The following is an 18,070-nucleotide window of genomic DNA, read 5'->3' on the forward strand; positions in this document are numbered from 1 at the left end:
GCCCTCTAACGCTGAGGGGTCGTGCCATGCCTTACTGTCGTCGTGGCCACTCGGGGTCCGGGCGGGACCGATGCATCGCACCCGCATGCGCCCCGTCCAAGGTCAGCACGTGCCTGTCGAACGACCTCAAGGTAGTCGTCATATGCTGCAAGGAACTCGCGCCAGCGCTGCACGCAATGCTGCGGATCGGTCGCTTCGAGAGCTGCCAATGAATGGCGCAGCCTTTCAAGATAGCGATCCACACATCCGGCCACTTGTCTCGCCTCCCCCGGCGCGTTGGCACGCGTCGCGTCATGCAATTCCAACACGACACGATTTCCCTCACGCGCAGCCGCTTCTGCCGCCTTGGCAGCGTGGTGAATCAGGGCACGTCTTGCCGACTCGATCATGGAACGCCCTCCAGGTTTGGACGCCCCCCCATGCTGCTGATTACCAGACCGGCGCACTTTGATCCTGATCAATTCACGACGTTGGATAATTAATATTTCAATCTTCTCGTGCGTGGTCGTTTTTGATTGAAATCAATGTGACTCACTGGCGCGGAGTTGATCCTTCCTTTGCACCTGCCGATGCGGGCATGGGAGGCACCGTGGTCGAGATCCTCGTTGCAATTACGAATACTCCTGGTGATCGAGCGGCGATGATCCATGCCGCCGGCTTCATCGGAAACGGAAAGGGGCATCTGACGCTTGCGCAGCCCGTTGAGCTTCCCGGGGCCGCGCTTGGCCCGGTGGGAAGCGACCCGATTACTCTGATGCAGCCTGCCGTCATGCAGGCGCTGCGCGACATGGATGTCAGCACGCAATCACTACGGCTCACCGCTGCCGAGCTGGAGGTCCCCTACGACATTGAGGTGGAGGATGGGAGCGAGGATATCCCGCTGGAGGCGATGGCTCGGCGCGCACAGCGTTTCGATTTCGCCACGGTGGCATGCAGTGGCACCACGCATGCACAAAGGCGTAAGCAGCACGCAACATTTTCCGCCGTCGCATTCGGTTCGGGCCGGCCAGTGCTCGCTGTCCCTGCGTCCATCACCACGCCATTGCCTTTCCATCATGCCGTACTCGCCTGGAACGGCACGAAGGAATCTGCACGGGCGATCCACGATTTTTGCGCACTCATCCCCATTCGCCGCGCTTCGATCGTCGCGGTCGGACCGAAAGGCCCCCCCAGAGAAGACGGACACCTGTTCGCCGAGTTCCTGATACGTCGCGGTCTGCAGGCAACGTTCAATGAAATCAATGGCAAAGGAACTCCGATCAGCGATGCCCTGCTGAATTACGTCATCGAAGTCGGAGCGGATCTTCTCGTGGGCGGCGCTTACGGGCACTCCCGCGCCAAAGAGTGGTTGATTGGCGGGACTACCCGCGACCTGCTCGACCGCTCTCACGTCCCGGTGTTTTTCTCCAGATAGTTCAACGCACCCGAGGTCACGTGATCATGCACGCTGACGAGTTGCCCAGTGTGGAATGCGCGCCCTGTCCCAGGTCCTTCCGAAGCCAGCGCCCTGTCGTGTTCCGAGAGTGTGTCAGCACTGACGCGGCTGCGGTCATGTGCCTGATCGAGGAAGCATCAAAACATGGAAGCGTTCTGTGGATGTTGGGCGGAATCCCCGAGCCGCGTCCAAGCCGCGGCGCCAGCCACCTCATCCACGCCGTGCATGAGCAACGCCTGATCGCCGAGACACGGATTGATGGCCAGGACAGCACCGTCGGAATTGCGCGCTACCGGATCGATCTGAATCATCGGCACTGCGAGTGCCGCGTTTTGATCAGGGCCGATTGGCGACAGCACGGTCTTGGTGAAATGCTCTTGGGCCTACTGGTCGCAAAGGCGCGCAAGGCTGGGATCAAGCGCCTTGTCACGATCGCCAGCGCCCAGGACACGGCGATGAACGCGCTCACGCGCGAACTTGGCATGCGATCCCATCGCCTCAGCAGTCGGCCACACGACCTACTTCATACCCTCGATCTCTGAGATCGAGCCATCCCGAGGAGACGAACATGTTGAAGAACATCCTGGTTCCTCTGACCGACAGCGCGAGGGACAACGACGCACTGTCCGCCGCTATCAAGCTTGCCCAAGGCTACGACGCACAGGTCCGCGCCGTGGAAATTTGCGACCTTCCCCCACCCTTGGATGGGCCTTGGGATCTGATTCCGGCCCAGGCGATCACCGCGGCCGAGGCAGCGGTGCGCAGCCAGGCAAGCGGCCGGGCGGAGAAGGTTCGAGGCCATGTGGCAAAGCACGCCGCGCATGTTTCGGTGGAGGTGTGGGAAGCCAATACGGACTCCCCCGCCGCCCTGGCGGCCTATCTGGCCCAGGCCGCGGATATTTGCGTGCTCCCTGCTTGGGCCGGCACTGCCAAGCCCGCTCCACGACTGAAGCGCTTTTTCAGTGCGGTGCTCTTCCAGTCCGGAACCCCCATCCTGCTTGTTCCTTCCCGTAGCAAGCATCCACTTCCCCCTGAGTGCGCGCTGGTCGCCTGGAATGGATCAGCCAATGCAAGGCGGGCGCTCACGGGCGCGCTTCCCCTCTTGCAACGCGCCAAGCAGGTGCATTTCGTCGAGGTCGACCCGCCATTGGAGGGGCTGCGCGCTGATGAAGCCCTGCGGGAGGCGCTGATCGGCTACCTCAAACAGCACAGGATCGAAGCCACCTTCACCACATCGAGCAGCAAGGTGAATAGCTGCAGCGATGTGGTGCTTGCTCACGCGAGGAAAGTCGGCGCGCAGCTTCTTGTCATGGGCGGCTACGGCCATTCGAGACTCAGGGAATGGTCGCTCGGAGGCATGACCCGCGATGTGCTGGCAGGCGGATCGCTTCCGCTATTGGTCGCCCACTAGTGGCGACAGAGCGAAACGTGTCCGCGGCCCTGGCCATGCTGGCGACAGATCCAGGGTCGAGGCGGCGCGTCGCGATCCGGCGGCGCGTCGGGTATTGGCTTCTGGCGGCATATGGCGTTGCCTGGCTGGTCACAAGCATCCATCCCTGGCACCCACGCGACTGGCTTCTCGAGAACCTGCTGGTGTTTGCCTCTGTTCCCATCCTGATCTGGCTGCAGCATCGCGCTCCCTGGGGAATTGGTACAAATGCAGCATTGCTCGCCTTCTTCCTGATGCACAGCGTCGGTGCTCACTACACCTACGCTGAGGTGCCGTACAAGGAGTTTGCCCATGCACTCTTGCCGCAGCAGCTCGATTGGTCAGAGCTTGGCGGTCGCAACCATTACGATCGTCTTGTCCACTTCATGTATGGCCTGCTGGTGCAGCCGGCCATTCGGAGGCTGTTCCAGGAGGCTCGCATGCCATCCCGCGTCCTCGAGCTGGTATGCGTCCAGTGCATCGTCGCGACCTCTGCGCTGTATGAGCTGATCGAGTGGGCCGTCGTGCTGCTGGCCGCCCCGGATCTAGGGGCGGCCTACCTGGGCACACAAGGCGATGCGTGGGATGCCCACAAGGACATCCTGCTCGCGCTCATTGGCGCGTGCGTGAACTCTGGTCTTTACCTGGGATGCAGAAGCATCCAGGCCAGGAGAGCAACCGCACTCCTCATCACCAAGGACTTGCCATGATGATCAAACACGTCGGCGCCGACCAATATCTTTGCCCGGATTTCCCAACCACCACAGCTGCACTGCGCGACGGGCGCATGGTCACCATCCGCCCGCTCGGTACTCGGGATACGCGCGCGGAAGTCGCCTTCCTACGCGCGCTTTCTCCAACAGCACGCAGGAACCGGCTGCTGGGCCAATCGCTTTCGCCGGACGCTTCAGTTGCCGAGGATCTGTTTGACGCCGACGGTGTAAGTCGACTGGTGCTCGGCGGCTTCGTGGGGGACCAACTGTGTGGGGTCACCCAGTATGGCGTCGACGGGCCCGACCGAACCTGTTGCGAGATCGCGACAGTCGTGGACGGCGCGTTCGATGATACGGGCCTCGCCGAGGCCTTGCTTGAGCAACTGATCCACCTCGCCAAGGCACGTGGCATCCACCGCATGTATGCCCTGGAGCTTGCGGAAAACCAAGAAGCAGCCCGCCTCCTGCACTGGTTTGGCTTTAAGGCCGATGCTGTGCCCGATGATCCGACGCTCACCAGGTTCTGCCGTCCAACAAACACCATTGCCCCATGAAGCAATCGCATGGCCGTGGCGGCTTTCGGCCAGACCCGGCTACATACCTTCGGACGACAAGCAGGGCCAGCGGCGCGGATGGGGAAAGCCGCCGAAGATCAAAGCCGCAAGGGCGGGAAGCGCGCTACGAACCCTGCCTTTCACAGCTGCCTTCTATCCGCACCAGCGCGCTCCAGACATCGCGCCGCAGTCACGGGGTCAGGTCAACCTGACCCCGTGACTGTCCCGACGAAGGCTTTGGAGAATCACATTTGTTTCGGGCGCGTCGCAGCAACCTCTGCTTGTCCGTCGAAACCGTGAGATATCGCCATCTGAGTGTCCACCCCCCGACTGGCCAGGGTGTTGACCGGCTCAATCGCCATGTTGAAGCGTTGCCCGGCCTGCAGAAGCGTCTTCATTCCTTCGCCATCCGTGTATTTATAGCCCTGAGCTGCAGCAGCGACCACCAGATCGCCGGACCGACGTACGGCTTCCATCGGGGCCTTATTTGTCGCATGGGCCAATCCCATGTTGATTATTTTTTCATCATCCAGATGTGCGATCTGTTCCTTCAACCTGTCCAGAACATCTGACGAAGGCCGGGGCGTAGAAGCCCCGTTGGGCTTCGGCCAGTAGTTTTGGCTCGCGTCCCGAAAGTCCACCTGCGCCTGCATGGCGTTTTTCAGATCGCCTTCTGGCATCTTCTCGCACTGCTCCAGCGTGACTCCTTTCATCCTGAAGATGCTTTGCTCTTCGCTCAACATGGGCTTGAGTTCAGCCAGGATCTTTGGATCCAGGCTGCTTTCTCGTGCGGCGGAAGTCTCAGGCTGAGTTTCTTGAAACCGCGGTGAGACGACGCCGGCGTCTTTAAGCTCCCCGCCCCGATTCATGGTGTCGTAAAGCGGCGAAAGAAGTTCACGGCGGCGTTCTAGACTCATGCCGATGTCTTTCATGAGACTGGAATAAGCGCGATATCGACCCACAACTGAGTCGTCCGAGCCGTAACCATGCTGTGTATCGGACCTGACAAATTCCCTGACGCCCCGAAGCGTCGCGGCGTCCGGCCCGCTTTTCGCATCGACTCCTGATTTGAGCAGCACCTGCTCGACCAACGGCAGTGGTTTATTCCCGACATTACCCATTGCTTTGCTCCCCTTCCATGAAGATGAAGATCTTAGGACCTGGCAGTGCCGACCGAATGTGCTGACAGTCGCAGATGATGCAGCCTTCAAAGTTCTGGGTCATCACGTTTGGGCGGTGACGAGAGTCAGCTCCCTGCCATCCATCTCCAGCTCAGGCGACGCGCAGGGCCGGCGGCGCGGATGGGAGCGCCGCCGAAGATCAAAGCACACAGGGCAGCAGCGCCTTTCAGCCCATCGCCCAAGCCAAAGTCCAACGCTTCACCGGCGTCAGGGCCAGCCATCGGCCACGGAAGATCACGGAAAGCGGCGGGAAGTGAACCTGACCCCGTTACGGCAGTTGTCCAAGGGATGCAGACGATCGCATCGCGGGTCGGTTAGCGCATCCCGCGCGGCCTTGGGAGAAAGGCGACGCGGCGTGCGCCACGACGCAAAACCGCCTGTCGAATCCTTGTAACATTCCGACGCTGCAGGCGCCCATCGACAAAGGACTTCGATGATGAATGCGATCCACTCCAAGAGTTCCTATCTGTACGGCCAGATCAGGCGCGACCTGCAGGCCGGCCGCTATCTCCCAGGCCAGCGCATCGATCCGGCCACCGTCGCCGGGGAGTACAGGACCAGCCTGACGCCCGTGAGATTCGCGCTGTCCCGCCTGGTCGGCTACGGCATGCTCTGCGACCAGCCGCGGGCCGGCTTCCACGTCCCCATGCCCACCGAAATGCAGCTGCGCGACCTGTACGACTGGATGGAGCGGCTGCTGGTCATGGCCTGCGAGTTCACTGCCGCCAGGCCGCTTGAAGCCGCGCCGGACCCCATGCCAGGCGACGACGACATTCCCAAGCAGACCTGGAAGCTGTTTGACACCATCGGCCGCCAAGCGCGGCACGGCGCGCTGCACCATGCGATCAAGCGGACCAACGACCGCCTGGCCGCGATCCGCCGCGCCAAGCATGCGCTCATCGACCACGCCGCCGAGGAGCTCGCGGACCTCGAGCGGGCCTGGCAGACCCACGACATGCAACGCCTCGACAGCACGCTGCGCGCGTATCACCAGCGCAGGAGGCAGCTTGTGCCGTGCATCGTGGCCCACATGGCCGAGCGCCGCAGCCAGCTGCACTGATCCACGCCATCCTCAGGCGCCAATGCCCGATCAAACAGCGGCCCCACGGGCACCGCTCGGCGCCCGATGCATCGGGAAAACGATGTGCGTCACGCAACCAGAGAGTTACGTGAGTGCACAACAAAAGTTATTTGAAAACACAAAATCCCCGCTCCTAGGCTGCCCCTGTCATGGATTCGCCATGACGCATCCGAAGGAGACTGAGATGGACAGCAACGAGAACATCCGCAGCAACACGCAGGAAGAGGTCATCGTGCTCGGCGTCGCCAGTGTGGAGACCCAGGGCCAGCCCGGGCTGCCCACCGAGGGGGTGGACCAGAGGATCTCCGCAGGAATCTCGGACGAGTGAAGTACCGGGCGCACCGAAAGGTGCGCCCTCTACTTGGAGGTTCCTATGCGCTATGGATTGCGGGACGGCCTGTCGTATTGCCTGATTGATGGCCGGCCCATCTTTCTCGATATCGTAATGGATCGGTACTTCAGGCTCGGAAAGTCGCTGGAGGATGCTTTCCTCGCGCATATACAAACGCCTAGCAGCCACCCGCCCTATCCCGCGGAGCTGATTGATCAGGGAATACTCGTTCCCGCCCTAACCAGCGATTGCAATGTGCACAAGAATCTGGCTGTGCCAGCAAGAAGCCTCCTTGAGCTTCCCACGCAATCAAAAGCCGTGGAAATAGCTCCAATCCTTGAAGCCCTCTTGATCGTCTGGCGTGTGCGTCGCCAGCTGAGGACACGCCCGCTCAAAGAATCGATCAAGGCCCTGGCACGCTATCAGGAACGACATCGGGCGGAGGCGGTCTCGACAGATCCCGTTGACGCCAGGGTTCTCGATGCTGCAAGGCTGTTCCTCCGTTCGCGACTGCATCTTCCGATTGAAACCTCGTGCCTGCTTGATTCGCTTGCGCTGGCCCGATATCTAGCACGTCGCGGCATGTTGGCGAACATCGTCTTCGGTGTCACCGACGATCCGTTCTCAGCACACTGCTGGGTACAGATCGGCAACATGGTCGTCAACGACACGGTGGGAAACGCTTTGGCCCACAGTCCGATCAGGATCATCTGATGGTCTCTAGCTACCTCGCGATCATGACGCACGACTGCGCTGACAATGAGGCGGTCAACGTCGTCCGCCCTACGCTCGGGCACCGCGGACTTCTTACCCGATTCGTGACCGAAGCTGTAAGTGTGCTCGCGTCGGCGGACACGCCGATATTCCTGATCCCTGGCGGCAACATTCTGATAGGCCACCTCTTCCGGATGGATGGGGTATCGATCGGCCACGCGGAAGAGCTACCCAGCTCCATGAGTCAGGCGCAACTCCGCGCTTTTGTCGTGAACCACTGCTGGGGTGACTATGTCCTCATTCAGTCGAGCCAGGATGGAAGCCAAGATCCCGAGTTGACCGTCACACGTGACCCCAGTGGAGGAATGCGCTGTGTCTATGCTTCTGAAGGGCGATATAAATTCGCAACGTCCGATATCTCGCTCGCACAGGAGTGTGGCTTATACGAGAAGCACATCGACTTGGATTTCGTTGCGCACTGCCTCGTATACCCTCATCTGATGACGGCGCGTACGGGACTAGCGGGGGTTCGGGAGCTACTGCCTGGTCACACGCTTCATATGCGGCCGTTGAGCATCGGCAACGACCAAGTGTGGTCACCGTGGGACTTCGTCGCGAAGAAGCACCGGAAAACAGACCTGGAGGAAGCGGTCGCTTGTGTCCGACAGAGTGTGATGACTGCGGTAACCGCCTGGGCCAAGACCAACGACTCGATCATGCTGGAGCTCTCCGGCGGACTTGACTCATCCATCATCGCTTCCTGCCTGAAGGGCACAGGAGTCACGGCGGATTGCTGCACGCTGGTCACCCCGGTCCCCGGTGCTGACGAGCGACATTACGCGTCACTTGTTGCGAAGGGCCTGGGCGTCTCGCTTCGAGTGGAAGAACTCTCCTTCCTGGCCGCTCGTATTGATGCCCCGCCGCCCCCTTGGTCAGTCGCCCCCCGTATCAACCTGCTGCAAGATGCGCTCAATGTCACCATGATCCAGCTTGGGGAGCCAGCAAATCACGCCCATTTCTCTGGTGGCGGAGGCGACACAGTCTTCTGCTATTTGGGCAACGCCTCGCCCGCAGCCGACGCATTTCTGGAATGCGGGGTCTCCGCCGGATTCACCGCAATTCGTGAGTTGTCCGCGCTCCACCAGTGCACGCTTTGGAAGGCGGCACGGCTGACTCTCCAGAAGATACGTCGCCCCAGGCCGCCTTATCAGGCAGATCGCTCGCTTTTGAGTGCAGCGCTTGCGGCCCTGCCGGCCGACGAACACCCTTGGTTCGCGGCGCCAAGGGGGGCACTGCCCGGCGACGTCGAGCGCATCCAGTACCTGGCCGGCACGCAGCTCTACCGACACGGAATGTGGCGCGGAGCAACCCGCGACCTGCGTCTGCCATTGCTGTCGCAACCCATTGTGCAGTCCTGCCTTGGCGTACCGAGCTGGATGTGGATCGCTGGCGGGAGGAACCGCTCCGTGGCAAGGGCCGCCTTTTCCGAACGCCTGCCGGAGCAAGTCCTGAACCGCAAGAGCAAGGGCGACTTCGCCCAGTATCTTGGCGCCGCCTACCGCCGCCACAGGGACAGGATGCGGGAGTTCCTACTGGAAGGCGAGTTACAAGGAAAGGGGCTGCTGGCCGCCGATGAAGTGAGCGATTTCTTCAAGCGCCCTATGATGACCAGGGATCAGTCGTTCTTTCGTATCCTCGACTTGTGCATGATCGAGAACTGGGTTCGCCATCAGCGCTAGCGCACCACTCTATTTTGCTGCGGCCCGGTTCGCGCCCGCATGTGCTGGCGCATCAAGCGCCAGCGCTCGTATTGCTCGGTCTTTTGCGGTTGCGGCGCTTGGACGTCCTGCAGCCAGTAGCGGAACCAATCCAGATTGCGCTCGTAAGCGGCAGCCTTGTGGCGCGGCTGGAATTTCTGATGAGGTTCATTCGGGAAGAGGTACAGATCGGCTTTGTCCTCACGCACCATCGGAATGATGTAGTCCAGTCCGTACATGTACTCCTCTTCGGGCATCTGCATCAGGATGGGGACGCTAATTTGTTCAAGGTTGAGCGCAGGCGACAACCGCTTCCACTGCTGTGGCGTGTCATCGGGCGCTCCCAGGCCCCAGACGTCCCGTAGACTATTGAAGAATCGATCCCCCTGAAGACTGTTGATCAGGTAATAGAGCGGAGACACTGCCGGTGAGGTGATCGACGCTGCCGCAAGCAGGTCGGTTTGCATGGCGGCCCACAGTGTGACCTCACTGCCGAAGCTGAGCCCGCCCATGCCGACCCTGGAGGGATCGACTTCGCCCTCTGCCGCCAGCTTTTCCACGATGCCCTTCACTGCCGAGACGCCTTCGTCGTACCGGGCGATTGGGTCGGGCTGGTGTGGCTTTGCATTGACGCACAGTGCGGCAATCCCTACCTGCGCGAACGATGCCAGTGGCCACTCGTCGCCCACCCCGCCCCGCAGGAATCCCGAGCAGTTGTAGTACGTCACAAACAGGGGACGCCCCCCAACGGGAGACGGGCCGCCAGTAAATAGCTGGCCGGTGAACGTTTCCCCACTGATATCTTTCCAACGAAGGAATTGCGCTGTGACTGATTTGGCCAGGTCCGACTCCAGTCCAGCGTTGGGCGCGAACAACACCTTCCGCCTACCGGTTTTGATGTCAATGCGCTCCAGGCGCGGCGGCCGGGCTGCCTCAGATGCCACGCAGACCAAGGCCTCGGCAGAGATTCCGCACGTGCTGGAAGTCTGTCGCCCCCCGTTGATCAGCCCCGTATCCCGCACGACCGGCAGCACGGCGCCTGTCTTGATATTCCAGCGGAAGATCGATTGTGCCCTTCCTTCAGCCAGAGGCGTCGTGGTGAACAACACCTCCAATCCTCCCGGCCTCCACTGCGCACTTGTAATCGCAGCATCCGTGCAAAGCCTGGCATGGCAATGGATTGCAGGCTGTCCGTTCTCGGTGGCCAGCACGGACAGCGTGGCGCTTACAGCCGATGGAGAGGTGCCTCCCGTCTGGCTGCGATCCAGGACGACGATTCGACCACTCCGCGTGTCGACCGCGGACTCAAAGGGCGTCGGGCCATACTCGGGCCGGCCGGTCGCTCCATGCGGCCCGTCGCTGAAAGTGGTGGATTCGGCTTCGTGACGTTTCCCGGTCGCCAGGTCGATCGTCTTCCACCGGTCCGCAACACTCGCCAGCAGGCTGTCGCGGTTGAATCCGACACCCGTGAACCGCCGGGTCATCAACCGGCCCGCGCCATACCCCGAACGGAATACACCTTGCCCGATCGGCACCGAAGCATCCACATGGACACCACGGTCGTACTCGTCCTGCTCCGCCTGAATGATCTCCGCGCGCGGCGCCCCCACGCTGTAGCGCAGCGTGGTGCCGTCCTCACTCAACACGAAGTCCCGCACGTCCGCGGGATCGGAGGTCACGGGCCTGGCGCCCGAACCATCGGCATTCGCCCGCCAAACGTCCACCCTGCCGTCCAGGAGCGCGCGGTAGAAGATCGTCTGCCCGTCCGCTGACCAGCGGGCAACGGCAGGCAGTGCGCCACCGGCAATGTCCTGCAACTGCACCCCTCCGTCAGCAATGCGACGCGGTGGCGCGCTTCCATCCAGGTCCTGCACGTACCAGATGGTGTCGTAGGTGTTGCGCTCGATGGCAGCCCTGTCCATCCGGAATGCCACCCGGCGCCCGTCCGGCGATACGACCGGACTGGAGAGGTCAGCGACCTCCACAAGCTGCCTGGGGGAGACGGCCCCTAACCGCGCTGGAAAGAGCAGCACCGTCGCCACGACCAGCACCCTGACGAGCGCCTGGCCGAAATCCTTCAAGTTCCCTTGCATCATGATCTCCTGTAGAGGTGGCACGTCCGGTGGATATGCGGCGCGCGGCGCCAAAGCTTCGGCATGGCGCACGCGCCGGCAGCGCGCCGCCCGGGAGGTGCGCGCAGGCAGGTGATGCGGTATCAGAACCGCCTGGTCACCGAGGCGCTGATGAACCGACCAACCGCCGAATAATTGGTCGAGTCATAGGGCACCCACGTGGGATCCAGCGGCTGATAGAGCGGCGGCGCGCGGTCCAGCAGATTCTGCGCGGACAGCGCAAAGTCCCAGCCGGACCAGGGATCGCCGCGTCGGTCCAGGCCATAGCGCACGGTGGCGTCCACGGTGGTAAAGGACGCGGCCTTCTTCTCACCGACCGTACTGCTGACGCCACCGATATGGTTGGCGAATGCCGATGCCGTCAGGCCGCCCTGCGACCAGACCAGCCCGGCCCGTGCCTTGAACTTGGCGGGACTGTTGAGCGTGCCGGCCAGATCATAGGCAGGTTCGGACGGGCCGTTCTTCTGTGTGCTGTCCAGCCAACTGCCCGATCCACGCACCACCAAATGGCCAGGCCCCACCGTGAAGCGATACGAGCCGGACACATCCAGCCCCCGGATCCGCTGCTCGGACGCGTTGACGTAATTGGCATAGAGCAACGCAACGACGCTGTCGGGGTCGTAAGCGCCGGCCGTGTAGTTGTAGAAGGCGGACGCTGCAGCGAGGAGATCCGCCTGTCCATCGGCGGTCGGCGACCAGTCCACATAGGGGGCGTATGCCGGATTGGTCAATGCTTGACCGTAGTTGCCTATCGGCTGGACCACCCGCTGCGTGTAGTCGATGTCGAACCAGGTCAGTTCGGCCTCGAAGGCATCCAGTGCCTGCGGATGAATCGCCAGCGAGGCCGTCCAGGTGCGCGCGCGTTCGGCATCAAGGTGCGCATTGCCCCCGAAAGTGGACAACACCGTCGCATCGGGATCAGTGCCACCAAAGACCACTGCCGGGTACAGGATGGCATTCTGGCTCTGGTATCGCTGCAGCAGCGTCGGCGCCTTGAACGAACGCCCCCAGGACGCCTTGAGCGTGTAATCACCGGTCGGGGCGTAGACCAGGCCGACTTTCGGCGTGACGACACTGCCGAAGCTGTCGTAGTCCTCGCCACGCACCGCCGCCGTGAACATCAGCCGCCGTGCATCGCCACCTGCCGGAGCGGGAGTGATCAGCGGCACGTTCAGCTCGGCATAGGCGAAGCGGCTGCCTTCCTCGCCCTGGATCGAGATGGCATCGGATACCGTACTGCGCTGGACAAATTCGTTTCTGCGATAGCCAGCTCCCACGGCAAGACGCGCGTCACCGCCTGCCAAGGCGAACAGCGGCCCCTCCGCCCCCACCTCATAGCTGCGGCTTTCGTTGCAATAACAGTCGTCGTAGGGCGACTGCGTCGTGACCCCGGTGCCGGTCGTGGTCATCCTCTCCCGTTGCATGCGCTTGTCGCGGCCCCAGGCAGCGCCCACGGAGAGGGTCCAGTCGTTGCCGAATGCCGCTTCCAGCGTAGGCGCCACCAGCGTGGTCGTCGTCTCAGGCGTCAACCGGCTGTAGTAACTGGAAACGCCGCTGTAGTAGATGTAGGACTCCTGCTGGCGCTCGGTCCGCAGGGCGTCCACGCTCAGCTCCAGGATCTCGCCAAGCGACTGGTGGCCGCTGAAGAGACCGCTGCGCAGGTCGCTGCCGGGGTAGATGGTGGTCGGTGGGTCCATGTCCGCCGTGTAGGGACGCTGGCTTGCATAGATCGGGGCGACCGTTGCGTACTTGTATGTCGCCATCAGCCCACCACTGGACCAGGTCGTCCCTGCCGTGGCGTTGTACTCATGGGTCGTCAGGCCCCCGTGCGCGGCTTGGCCGTACAGCGTGCCGACCGCCACACCGCTGTAATCGCGCTTGAGGATGACGTTGCCTACGCCGCCCACCGCATCGGAGCCATAGATGGCCGACGCTCCATCCGGCACGATCTCGATCCGGTCCACCGCTTCAACCGGGATGGCGCTGATATCCACCGCCTGGGCAAAGCCGCCGTAGGACAGGCGCCGGCCGTTGAGCAGGGTCAGCGTGGCATCCGGCCCTAGCCCACGCAGGTTCAGCGAAGAACCACCGGTGATGTTCTGGTTGGCGATGCCCCCGGCCCCTGCCGTCGCACCAGCCGCCACCCCCGGGTTCTGCCCGCCGCTGAAGTTCTGCGAGACGCTGCGAATGACCTCGCCCAGGTCAGTGAAACCTTCTTCCTGGATGCGCTCGCTGCCGATGGTGATCACCGGCGAGGGCGTGGTGCCGCCTTTGATGCGCGTGCCGGTGACGACGATGGTGTCCAGCTGCGTGGCCTTTCCGTCTGCGGCGCGGTTCTCCGCGGCCGCATCGGCATCGCGCGTGGCGTCCGCCTGCGCTTCCTGCGCACTTGCGCCGTAGAGGGGAAGGAGTGCCGCCAGGGCAGCGGCAAGGGCGCTGCGCGTCAGTACCCGCCGTCCACCCCACCCTCTGTCGGCCGACCCGCGACGACCAAGCGCCAGGCCTGCCGCCCGCAGCAGCGCCGCACCGCTGCCCTGGCAAGGCGGCAGGCCCTGCGCACCGCGTCCCGTGAGGAACGTCGGCCATGCCCGAACCGTTATCGCTGTCGGGACATTGCCGTTCAACGCGCCGGGCGCGCTGACAACGCGAGGCCGGTTCTTATCCGTGCCTCTGGACAACGTCAGCGCCACGAAGATCGTAGCAGCTTCGGACCCAAACGAACTCCCCCTAAAACTCTTTTTCATGCAACCTCTCCATCCCCAGAAGTGTGTGTAAACCAGCCACTTCCAAGCGTGGTGAGACCTGCGCGAAACTTCTACAGACTATATCTCTACTGCCTTTGACTCTACATGGCGCTTGGCCTTCCATCTGCCATCGGGCGCTTCCCTCATCTGAGCGGGTGCAGCAATTCCGACACCTCAACACCCAGGACGCGGGCCAGCCGCTCGAGTCGATTGATGGAAATGTTGGTCACGCACCGCTCGAGCTGGGAGACGTAGGTGCGGTGCAGGTGCGCCAGCTCGGCCAGCTGTTCCTGGCTCAAATTCTTCGCCTTGCGAAGGCGGCGAATATTGGCCGCGATCAGCTCACGGGCCGTAGGCAGAGACGACGGTGATGACCTGAGTTTCATCCCCCCAGCATCTCTGGGCCATGGATCCTGATCTACAGATTATTGTTCTACTGCATATTGCTCTACTGATTCCACGATGCATCAGCATGGCCGCCACTCGGCCGATGCCGCATGTCTGCCCCGCCGCGATCGACAGCCAGAACGCTACGTAATTCGTAGCAGACCGCAGCACTGATTGCGCCTAGCATTCTCAAGCACAGCCATATCGGCCCTTCAGCAAACGAATGGCCAGAGATAGCCCAATCATCACCGCCACCCTTGATCCTCAACATGTCCGCAGACGCAAGCCTCCAAATCGCCTATGCGCCGCTGCGCCTCCAGGCGCAGATATGGCACGTCCTGGAACCACCCGGCTCGTACACGCCACACCGCGATCCTTCAAGCGCCGCCGAGCGCGTCTCGATCAACCTTCGCCGCTTGAGAAAGGCAAAGGGACTGAGTCAGGAGCAGCTAGCCGAAGTCGCAGAATTCCACCGCACCTACGTGTCGCAGCTTGAGCGCTGTGTCACCAACATCTCGATCAGCGGTCTTGGCCGGCTGGCGCAGGCGTTGGGAGTCGACATCACCGAACTGCTCAAGCCTTGAGCGCCCACAAAAAAGCCCTCCCTTTGACGGGAGGGCTGTCGCTCCGGCGCTTGATGGCGGGGTATCCCTTCCGCCAACCCCCTTCAGAGTTCCGCCTGACCTGCTACCAGACCGGTTGGAATGGACCTCATCTGATTACGCGTCCTGCGGGTGTAATGGCTTGGGCGACGCATTCATCTTGCACCAATCCCAGGGCCGAGTCTGTAGGACAAGGCCTCGATATGTTGTAGGAATTCTTCCCTTAGTTTCACCCGTCTGCCGACCCGAACGTCCCCTGTCCCGGTGACTGAGAGCGCCTAGAAAAATTTGCCGGCGCCGGCACCCAGTGCACGACACCTTTTATCTGAGAAGCGCCACGGCACTGGCATCCATAGGACCAAGCGATGAGTGGCATGCCGCTTCCTTCTGCTTAGATGCGCACTTCCGCGCGGCCTTAAGGAACGGCCCTTGAAGCTCAGAACATCACTGCTTGCACTCACTGTCGCGGTAACCAGCCCCGTTCTCGCCAATGGACCGGCCGGGTCAATCTCTAACAGGAAAAAAAACGGTCATTCGTGAATCTATCAACTCCTACTCAGGCAACTGTCCCTGCCCATACAATTCGGCCCGCAATGGCAGTACCTGTAGGCGCAGGTGCATGGAGCCGAGGTGGAGGCTATTCGCCAATTTGCTATGAGAATGAAGTGACATCCGAGATGGTCTCACGCTATAGATCTCCGCAGCGCTGACTAGGAAGAAGACGACTCTTTGACGGCTCTTTGGTAGGGAGCCTTGCTTCAGCGCTTGGTGACTTGATGTACGCGCGTCGGCAGCCTCGACGCACCTTTGGGCCCAGGAGCGGTAATCGCTCATTCTTAGCCGTCGTGTTAGATGGAGAAGGTGTACCAACATCCATCTCTTAACGTCAGGTCCATCCCAACTCAAACAGTGGATCACAACTTGACGGCCTTCACATTCTGGAGCAGCATCGGGCTATCCGCTTTCAGGAAGCACGGAAAGCATCTTGCGTTGCTAGGGGGCAACCATGCGGACAAACCATGCTTACCACTGACGACATCGTCCCTTACTGCGGCGTAGTGCTTGCATGTGCAGATAGTCCAGTCGGCCTGATCTTGGTCGTGCAAACGCTAAAAAAGCGGATCAGCCAAGAACTTGGGGCCGAATGGTGCTCCCACGACCACGACTACGCGCATGGCGCACGCTATATAACTTGTTTTTTCTATTATCAACGACCTCCCCATTGGGCGCCAAACTCAGAAGTCCGCGAGACCAATTATGCTTACTTCAGCGCCGGAATCGCCAATGGGTATTTCGTTTTCCACTGCTCCGACAATGACGTAAAAGAAATTCTTCTCGAATTGCTCGATGCTGATAGCTTCCCGGTAAGAAAGATATCTAGAGAAGTCTTGAATTATGCCTTCGTCGAAGAAAGCGACGTAAAGACGTTATGGCTTCACGGCATTCACAATAGGACTTCAGTTAAAGCAGATAGCAAGGCCCTTACGGGCTCCAACCTAAGAATGGCGCTCGACCCAAGCGGAGATCAGAGCTATTCCTATAATTCGCTACGCGGGAATGTTGAACTATTAAGAAAAGATCGCACATTTGGTGTGAATCTCATAGAATCTTATTTGTGGCTGTATCGAATGAAAACTTGGTCGGAGTTCTTAGCTGCATGCGATGCACTCACTGAAATATTGCGTAAAGCAAATGGGAAGGCCTCAAGCACTCCACTAGAAACAGTCTCGCATCCGATAAGCGACACAAATGCCATGAAGGGCGCCTTCGATTTTTCGATTGTGGATGCTGAAACTCCCGAGGGTACTACTTTTGGTTCCGCGAGGATTGCCCTCCTCGACAAGATTGCCCTGGAATATGAATTTGACCCCATCCATCAGGTTGCACAAGACAATTTGGTGAGACTTAGAATTCATCACAAGCAAAATGGTCTTCGCTCCTACATCGGCGAGATCCATGCGGAGCCTACTCTTCTCCGCGGTCAGCTCAGATTTGAAGCTACTAAAGTAAACGTGCAACGAGGTCAGTCCGGAAAACTTAGTGAGTTCGCCCGAATATTCTCACATCAACCTCTTGTTCGGGTTTGGTACGACAGTGGCCACGCCATCACAGGCGGAGGATGCTATGAAGTTAGTTACAAGACATCTCCTTTCACTGGAATGTATTGGTCTGACTTCTCGCAATTTAATGTACTTAAGGAGAAGCCCGATAGGCCGGCAAACGGCGCATTTCTATCGAATATCGGAGTAGTCGGGGAGGATTCACTTTTTTCCTGGGTGTACCGCGCTCTTCTGAGGGGAACAAAAGCCCGGCGCCTTTCGCATCTGAGGATGGCAACTGGATCGGACTGGCTTCTCTGCGATGACGGATCCGGCGAGATATCGGACTTTATTCACGCAACGACGCTCGACAACCATCATCATCTAACACTAATTCACGTCAAGGCTTCCAACTCGGACAGGCCCACTCGCCTCATCTCTGTTTCGGCACACGACATTGTCATAAATCAGGCAATAAAGAATATAAGCAGCTTAAATAAATCCAATGTCGTGTCCGCACTTCAAAGTCGAATTCCGGCGAATAGCAATAAGCCAGCATGGAATATTCAGAACGGCGTAATTACGAGCACACCGGCATCTAGCTTCGTCAATGAGATCAGCACTTGGAATGCAGGGAGAATCAACTTCCATGTGGTAATCGTGCAGCCCCACACGTTGCGCTCGGCCTTCAGGAATCGCGGCAACACCAAGCCTCACGATCAACTTTGCTCGCTGTTAAATAGTGCATCACATCAGATTGCCGGGTTGGGCGGTGTTCTAACCGTTGTGGGAGCGCGGTAAGCCAGTAATTTTTCCGCACGTTAACTAACGCCGGAAGTAGAATTTTCTCGCGCCCTCTCCCGAGGAGGTTCCATGAAGACATCCCATTTCACTGATAGCCAGATCATCGCCACCCTCAAACAGGCCAAGGCCGGCACGCCAGTACCGTCGTTTTGCCGGGAACACGCATC

The 18,070-nt window shown here is 60.5% G+C and carries 15 protein-coding genes; 11 read left to right on the plus strand and 4 right to left on the minus strand.

Annotation, left to right across the window (positions count from 1 at the left end; all coding sequences use genetic code 11):
* Nucleotides 1–589: 589 nt before the first annotated feature.
* The 5 genes from ACORQU_RS05285 (at nt 590) to ACORQU_RS05305 (ending at nt 4,131) form a co-directional block, all read left to right on the plus strand.
* Entirely contained in the window at nt 590–1,414 is an 825-nt protein-coding gene (locus tag ACORQU_RS05285) for a universal stress protein (RefSeq protein WP_491643797.1), read from the plus strand.
* A gap of 137 nt (nt 1,415–1,551) precedes the next feature.
* The gene (locus ACORQU_RS05290) at nt 1,552–1,977 is read left to right on the plus strand and encodes a GNAT family N-acetyltransferase (protein ID WP_491643798.1); all 426 of its coding nucleotides are present in this window, start codon (nt 1,552–1,554) and stop codon (nt 1,975–1,977) included.
* Nucleotides 1,978–2,003: 26 nt separating this feature from the next.
* Nucleotides 2,004–2,846 carry a universal stress protein gene (locus ACORQU_RS05295; RefSeq protein WP_491643799.1) on the plus strand — a complete coding sequence of 281 codons (843 nt, stop codon included), beginning with the start codon at nt 2,004–2,006 and terminating at the stop codon, nt 2,844–2,846.
* A 17-nt stretch (nt 2,847–2,863) separates the two neighbouring features.
* Nucleotides 2,864–3,574, plus strand: a complete 711-nt coding sequence (locus tag ACORQU_RS05300; protein ID WP_491643800.1) for a DUF2238 domain-containing protein — start codon at nt 2,864–2,866, stop codon at nt 3,572–3,574.
* Entirely contained in the window at nt 3,571–4,131 is a 561-nt protein-coding gene (locus tag ACORQU_RS05305) for a GNAT family N-acetyltransferase (RefSeq protein WP_491643801.1), read from the plus strand. Before ACORQU_RS05300 ends, ACORQU_RS05305 begins: the two co-directional genes overlap by 4 nt.
* Nucleotides 4,132–4,376: 245 nt before the next feature.
* Here ACORQU_RS05305 and ACORQU_RS05310 read toward each other — a convergent pair whose 3' ends face one another.
* Nucleotides 4,377–5,252: a hypothetical protein gene (locus ACORQU_RS05310; protein WP_491643802.1), complete on the minus strand. Its 876-nt coding sequence runs from the start codon at nt 5,250–5,252 to the stop codon at nt 4,377–4,379.
* Between the two features lie 493 nt (nt 5,253–5,745).
* Between ACORQU_RS05310 and ACORQU_RS05315 the strand changes: the two genes are divergently transcribed.
* From ACORQU_RS05315 to ACORQU_RS05330, 4 genes are all read left to right on the plus strand, one after another.
* On the plus strand, nt 5,746–6,372 hold the full coding sequence (locus ACORQU_RS05315; protein WP_491643803.1) for a GntR family transcriptional regulator: 627 nt from the start codon (nt 5,746–5,748) through the stop codon (nt 6,370–6,372).
* A gap of 181 nt (nt 6,373–6,553) precedes the next feature.
* Nucleotides 6,554–6,721, plus strand: a complete 168-nt coding sequence (locus ACORQU_RS05320) for a benenodin family lasso peptide (RefSeq protein ID WP_491643804.1) — start codon at nt 6,554–6,556, stop codon at nt 6,719–6,721.
* Between the two features lie 45 nt (nt 6,722–6,766).
* Nucleotides 6,767–7,438: a lasso peptide biosynthesis B2 protein gene (locus ACORQU_RS05325; protein ID WP_491643805.1), complete on the plus strand. Its 672-nt coding sequence runs from the start codon at nt 6,767–6,769 to the stop codon at nt 7,436–7,438.
* Nucleotides 7,438–9,177 (plus strand): asparagine synthase-related protein, encoded by a 1,740-nt coding sequence (locus tag ACORQU_RS05330; RefSeq protein ID WP_491643806.1) that lies wholly within the window; start codon nt 7,438–7,440, stop codon nt 9,175–9,177. The genes ACORQU_RS05325 and ACORQU_RS05330 overlap by 1 nt, the downstream gene beginning before the upstream one ends.
* On the opposite strand, the gene ACORQU_RS05335 is transcribed toward ACORQU_RS05330, so the two are convergent.
* The 3 genes from ACORQU_RS05335 to ACORQU_RS05345 form a co-directional block, all read right to left on the minus strand.
* Nucleotides 9,174–11,291 carry an Atxe2 family lasso peptide isopeptidase gene (locus ACORQU_RS05335; protein WP_491643807.1) on the minus strand — a complete coding sequence of 706 codons (2,118 nt, stop codon included), beginning with the start codon at nt 11,289–11,291 and terminating at the stop codon, nt 9,174–9,176. The genes ACORQU_RS05330 and ACORQU_RS05335 overlap by 4 nt on opposite strands.
* 119 nt (nt 11,292–11,410) lie before the next feature.
* The gene (locus ACORQU_RS05340) at nt 11,411–13,951 is read right to left on the minus strand and encodes a TonB-dependent receptor plug domain-containing protein (RefSeq protein WP_491643808.1); all 2,541 of its coding nucleotides are present in this window, start codon (nt 13,949–13,951) and stop codon (nt 11,411–11,413) included.
* Nucleotides 13,952–14,214: 263 nt separating this feature from the next.
* Nucleotides 14,215–14,457 carry a helix-turn-helix domain-containing protein gene (locus ACORQU_RS05345; RefSeq protein ID WP_271648390.1) on the minus strand — a complete coding sequence of 81 codons (243 nt, stop codon included), beginning with the start codon at nt 14,455–14,457 and terminating at the stop codon, nt 14,215–14,217.
* Between the two features lie 270 nt (nt 14,458–14,727).
* On the opposite strand from ACORQU_RS05345, the gene ACORQU_RS05350 reads away from it, so the two are divergent.
* Together ACORQU_RS05350 and ACORQU_RS05355 are read left to right on the plus strand one after the other, a co-directional pair.
* Nucleotides 14,728–15,042 (plus strand): helix-turn-helix domain-containing protein, encoded by a 315-nt coding sequence (locus tag ACORQU_RS05350; RefSeq protein WP_491643809.1) that lies wholly within the window; start codon nt 14,728–14,730, stop codon nt 15,040–15,042.
* A gap of 1,037 nt (nt 15,043–16,079) precedes the next feature.
* The gene (locus ACORQU_RS05355; RefSeq protein ID WP_491643810.1) at nt 16,080–17,900 is read left to right on the plus strand and encodes a hypothetical protein; all 1,821 of its coding nucleotides are present in this window, start codon (nt 16,080–16,082) and stop codon (nt 17,898–17,900) included.
* The last annotated feature ends 170 nt before the right edge of the window (nt 17,901–18,070 follow it).

The sequence above is a fragment of the Pseudoxanthomonas sp. JC1303 genome (assembly GCF_058448525.1).

Coding starts and splice junctions, on each gene's coding strand:
- ACORQU_RS05330 (WP_491643806.1), top strand. CDS start 7,438: ATGGTCTCTAGCTACCTCGCGATCATGACGCACGACTGCGCTGACAAT.
- ACORQU_RS05310 (WP_491643802.1), bottom strand. CDS start 5,252: ATGGGTAATGTCGGGAATAAACCACTGCCGTTGGTCGAGCAGGTGCTG.
- ACORQU_RS05350 (WP_491643809.1), top strand. CDS start 14,728: ATGTCCGCAGACGCAAGCCTCCAAATCGCCTATGCGCCGCTGCGCCTC.
- ACORQU_RS05315 (WP_491643803.1), top strand. CDS start 5,746: ATGATGAATGCGATCCACTCCAAGAGTTCCTATCTGTACGGCCAGATC.
- ACORQU_RS05335 (WP_491643807.1), bottom strand. CDS start 11,291: ATGATGCAAGGGAACTTGAAGGATTTCGGCCAGGCGCTCGTCAGGGTG.
- ACORQU_RS05355 (WP_491643810.1), top strand. CDS start 16,080: ATGCTTACCACTGACGACATCGTCCCTTACTGCGGCGTAGTGCTTGCA.
- ACORQU_RS05320 (WP_491643804.1), top strand. CDS start 6,554: ATGACGCATCCGAAGGAGACTGAGATGGACAGCAACGAGAACATCCGC.
- ACORQU_RS05295 (WP_491643799.1), top strand. CDS start 2,004: ATGTTGAAGAACATCCTGGTTCCTCTGACCGACAGCGCGAGGGACAAC.
- ACORQU_RS05325 (WP_491643805.1), top strand. CDS start 6,767: ATGCGCTATGGATTGCGGGACGGCCTGTCGTATTGCCTGATTGATGGC.
- ACORQU_RS05290 (WP_491643798.1), top strand. CDS start 1,552: ATGTGCCTGATCGAGGAAGCATCAAAACATGGAAGCGTTCTGTGGATG.
- ACORQU_RS05345 (WP_271648390.1), bottom strand. CDS start 14,457: ATGAAACTCAGGTCATCACCGTCGTCTCTGCCTACGGCCCGTGAGCTG.
- ACORQU_RS05305 (WP_491643801.1), top strand. CDS start 3,571: ATGATGATCAAACACGTCGGCGCCGACCAATATCTTTGCCCGGATTTC.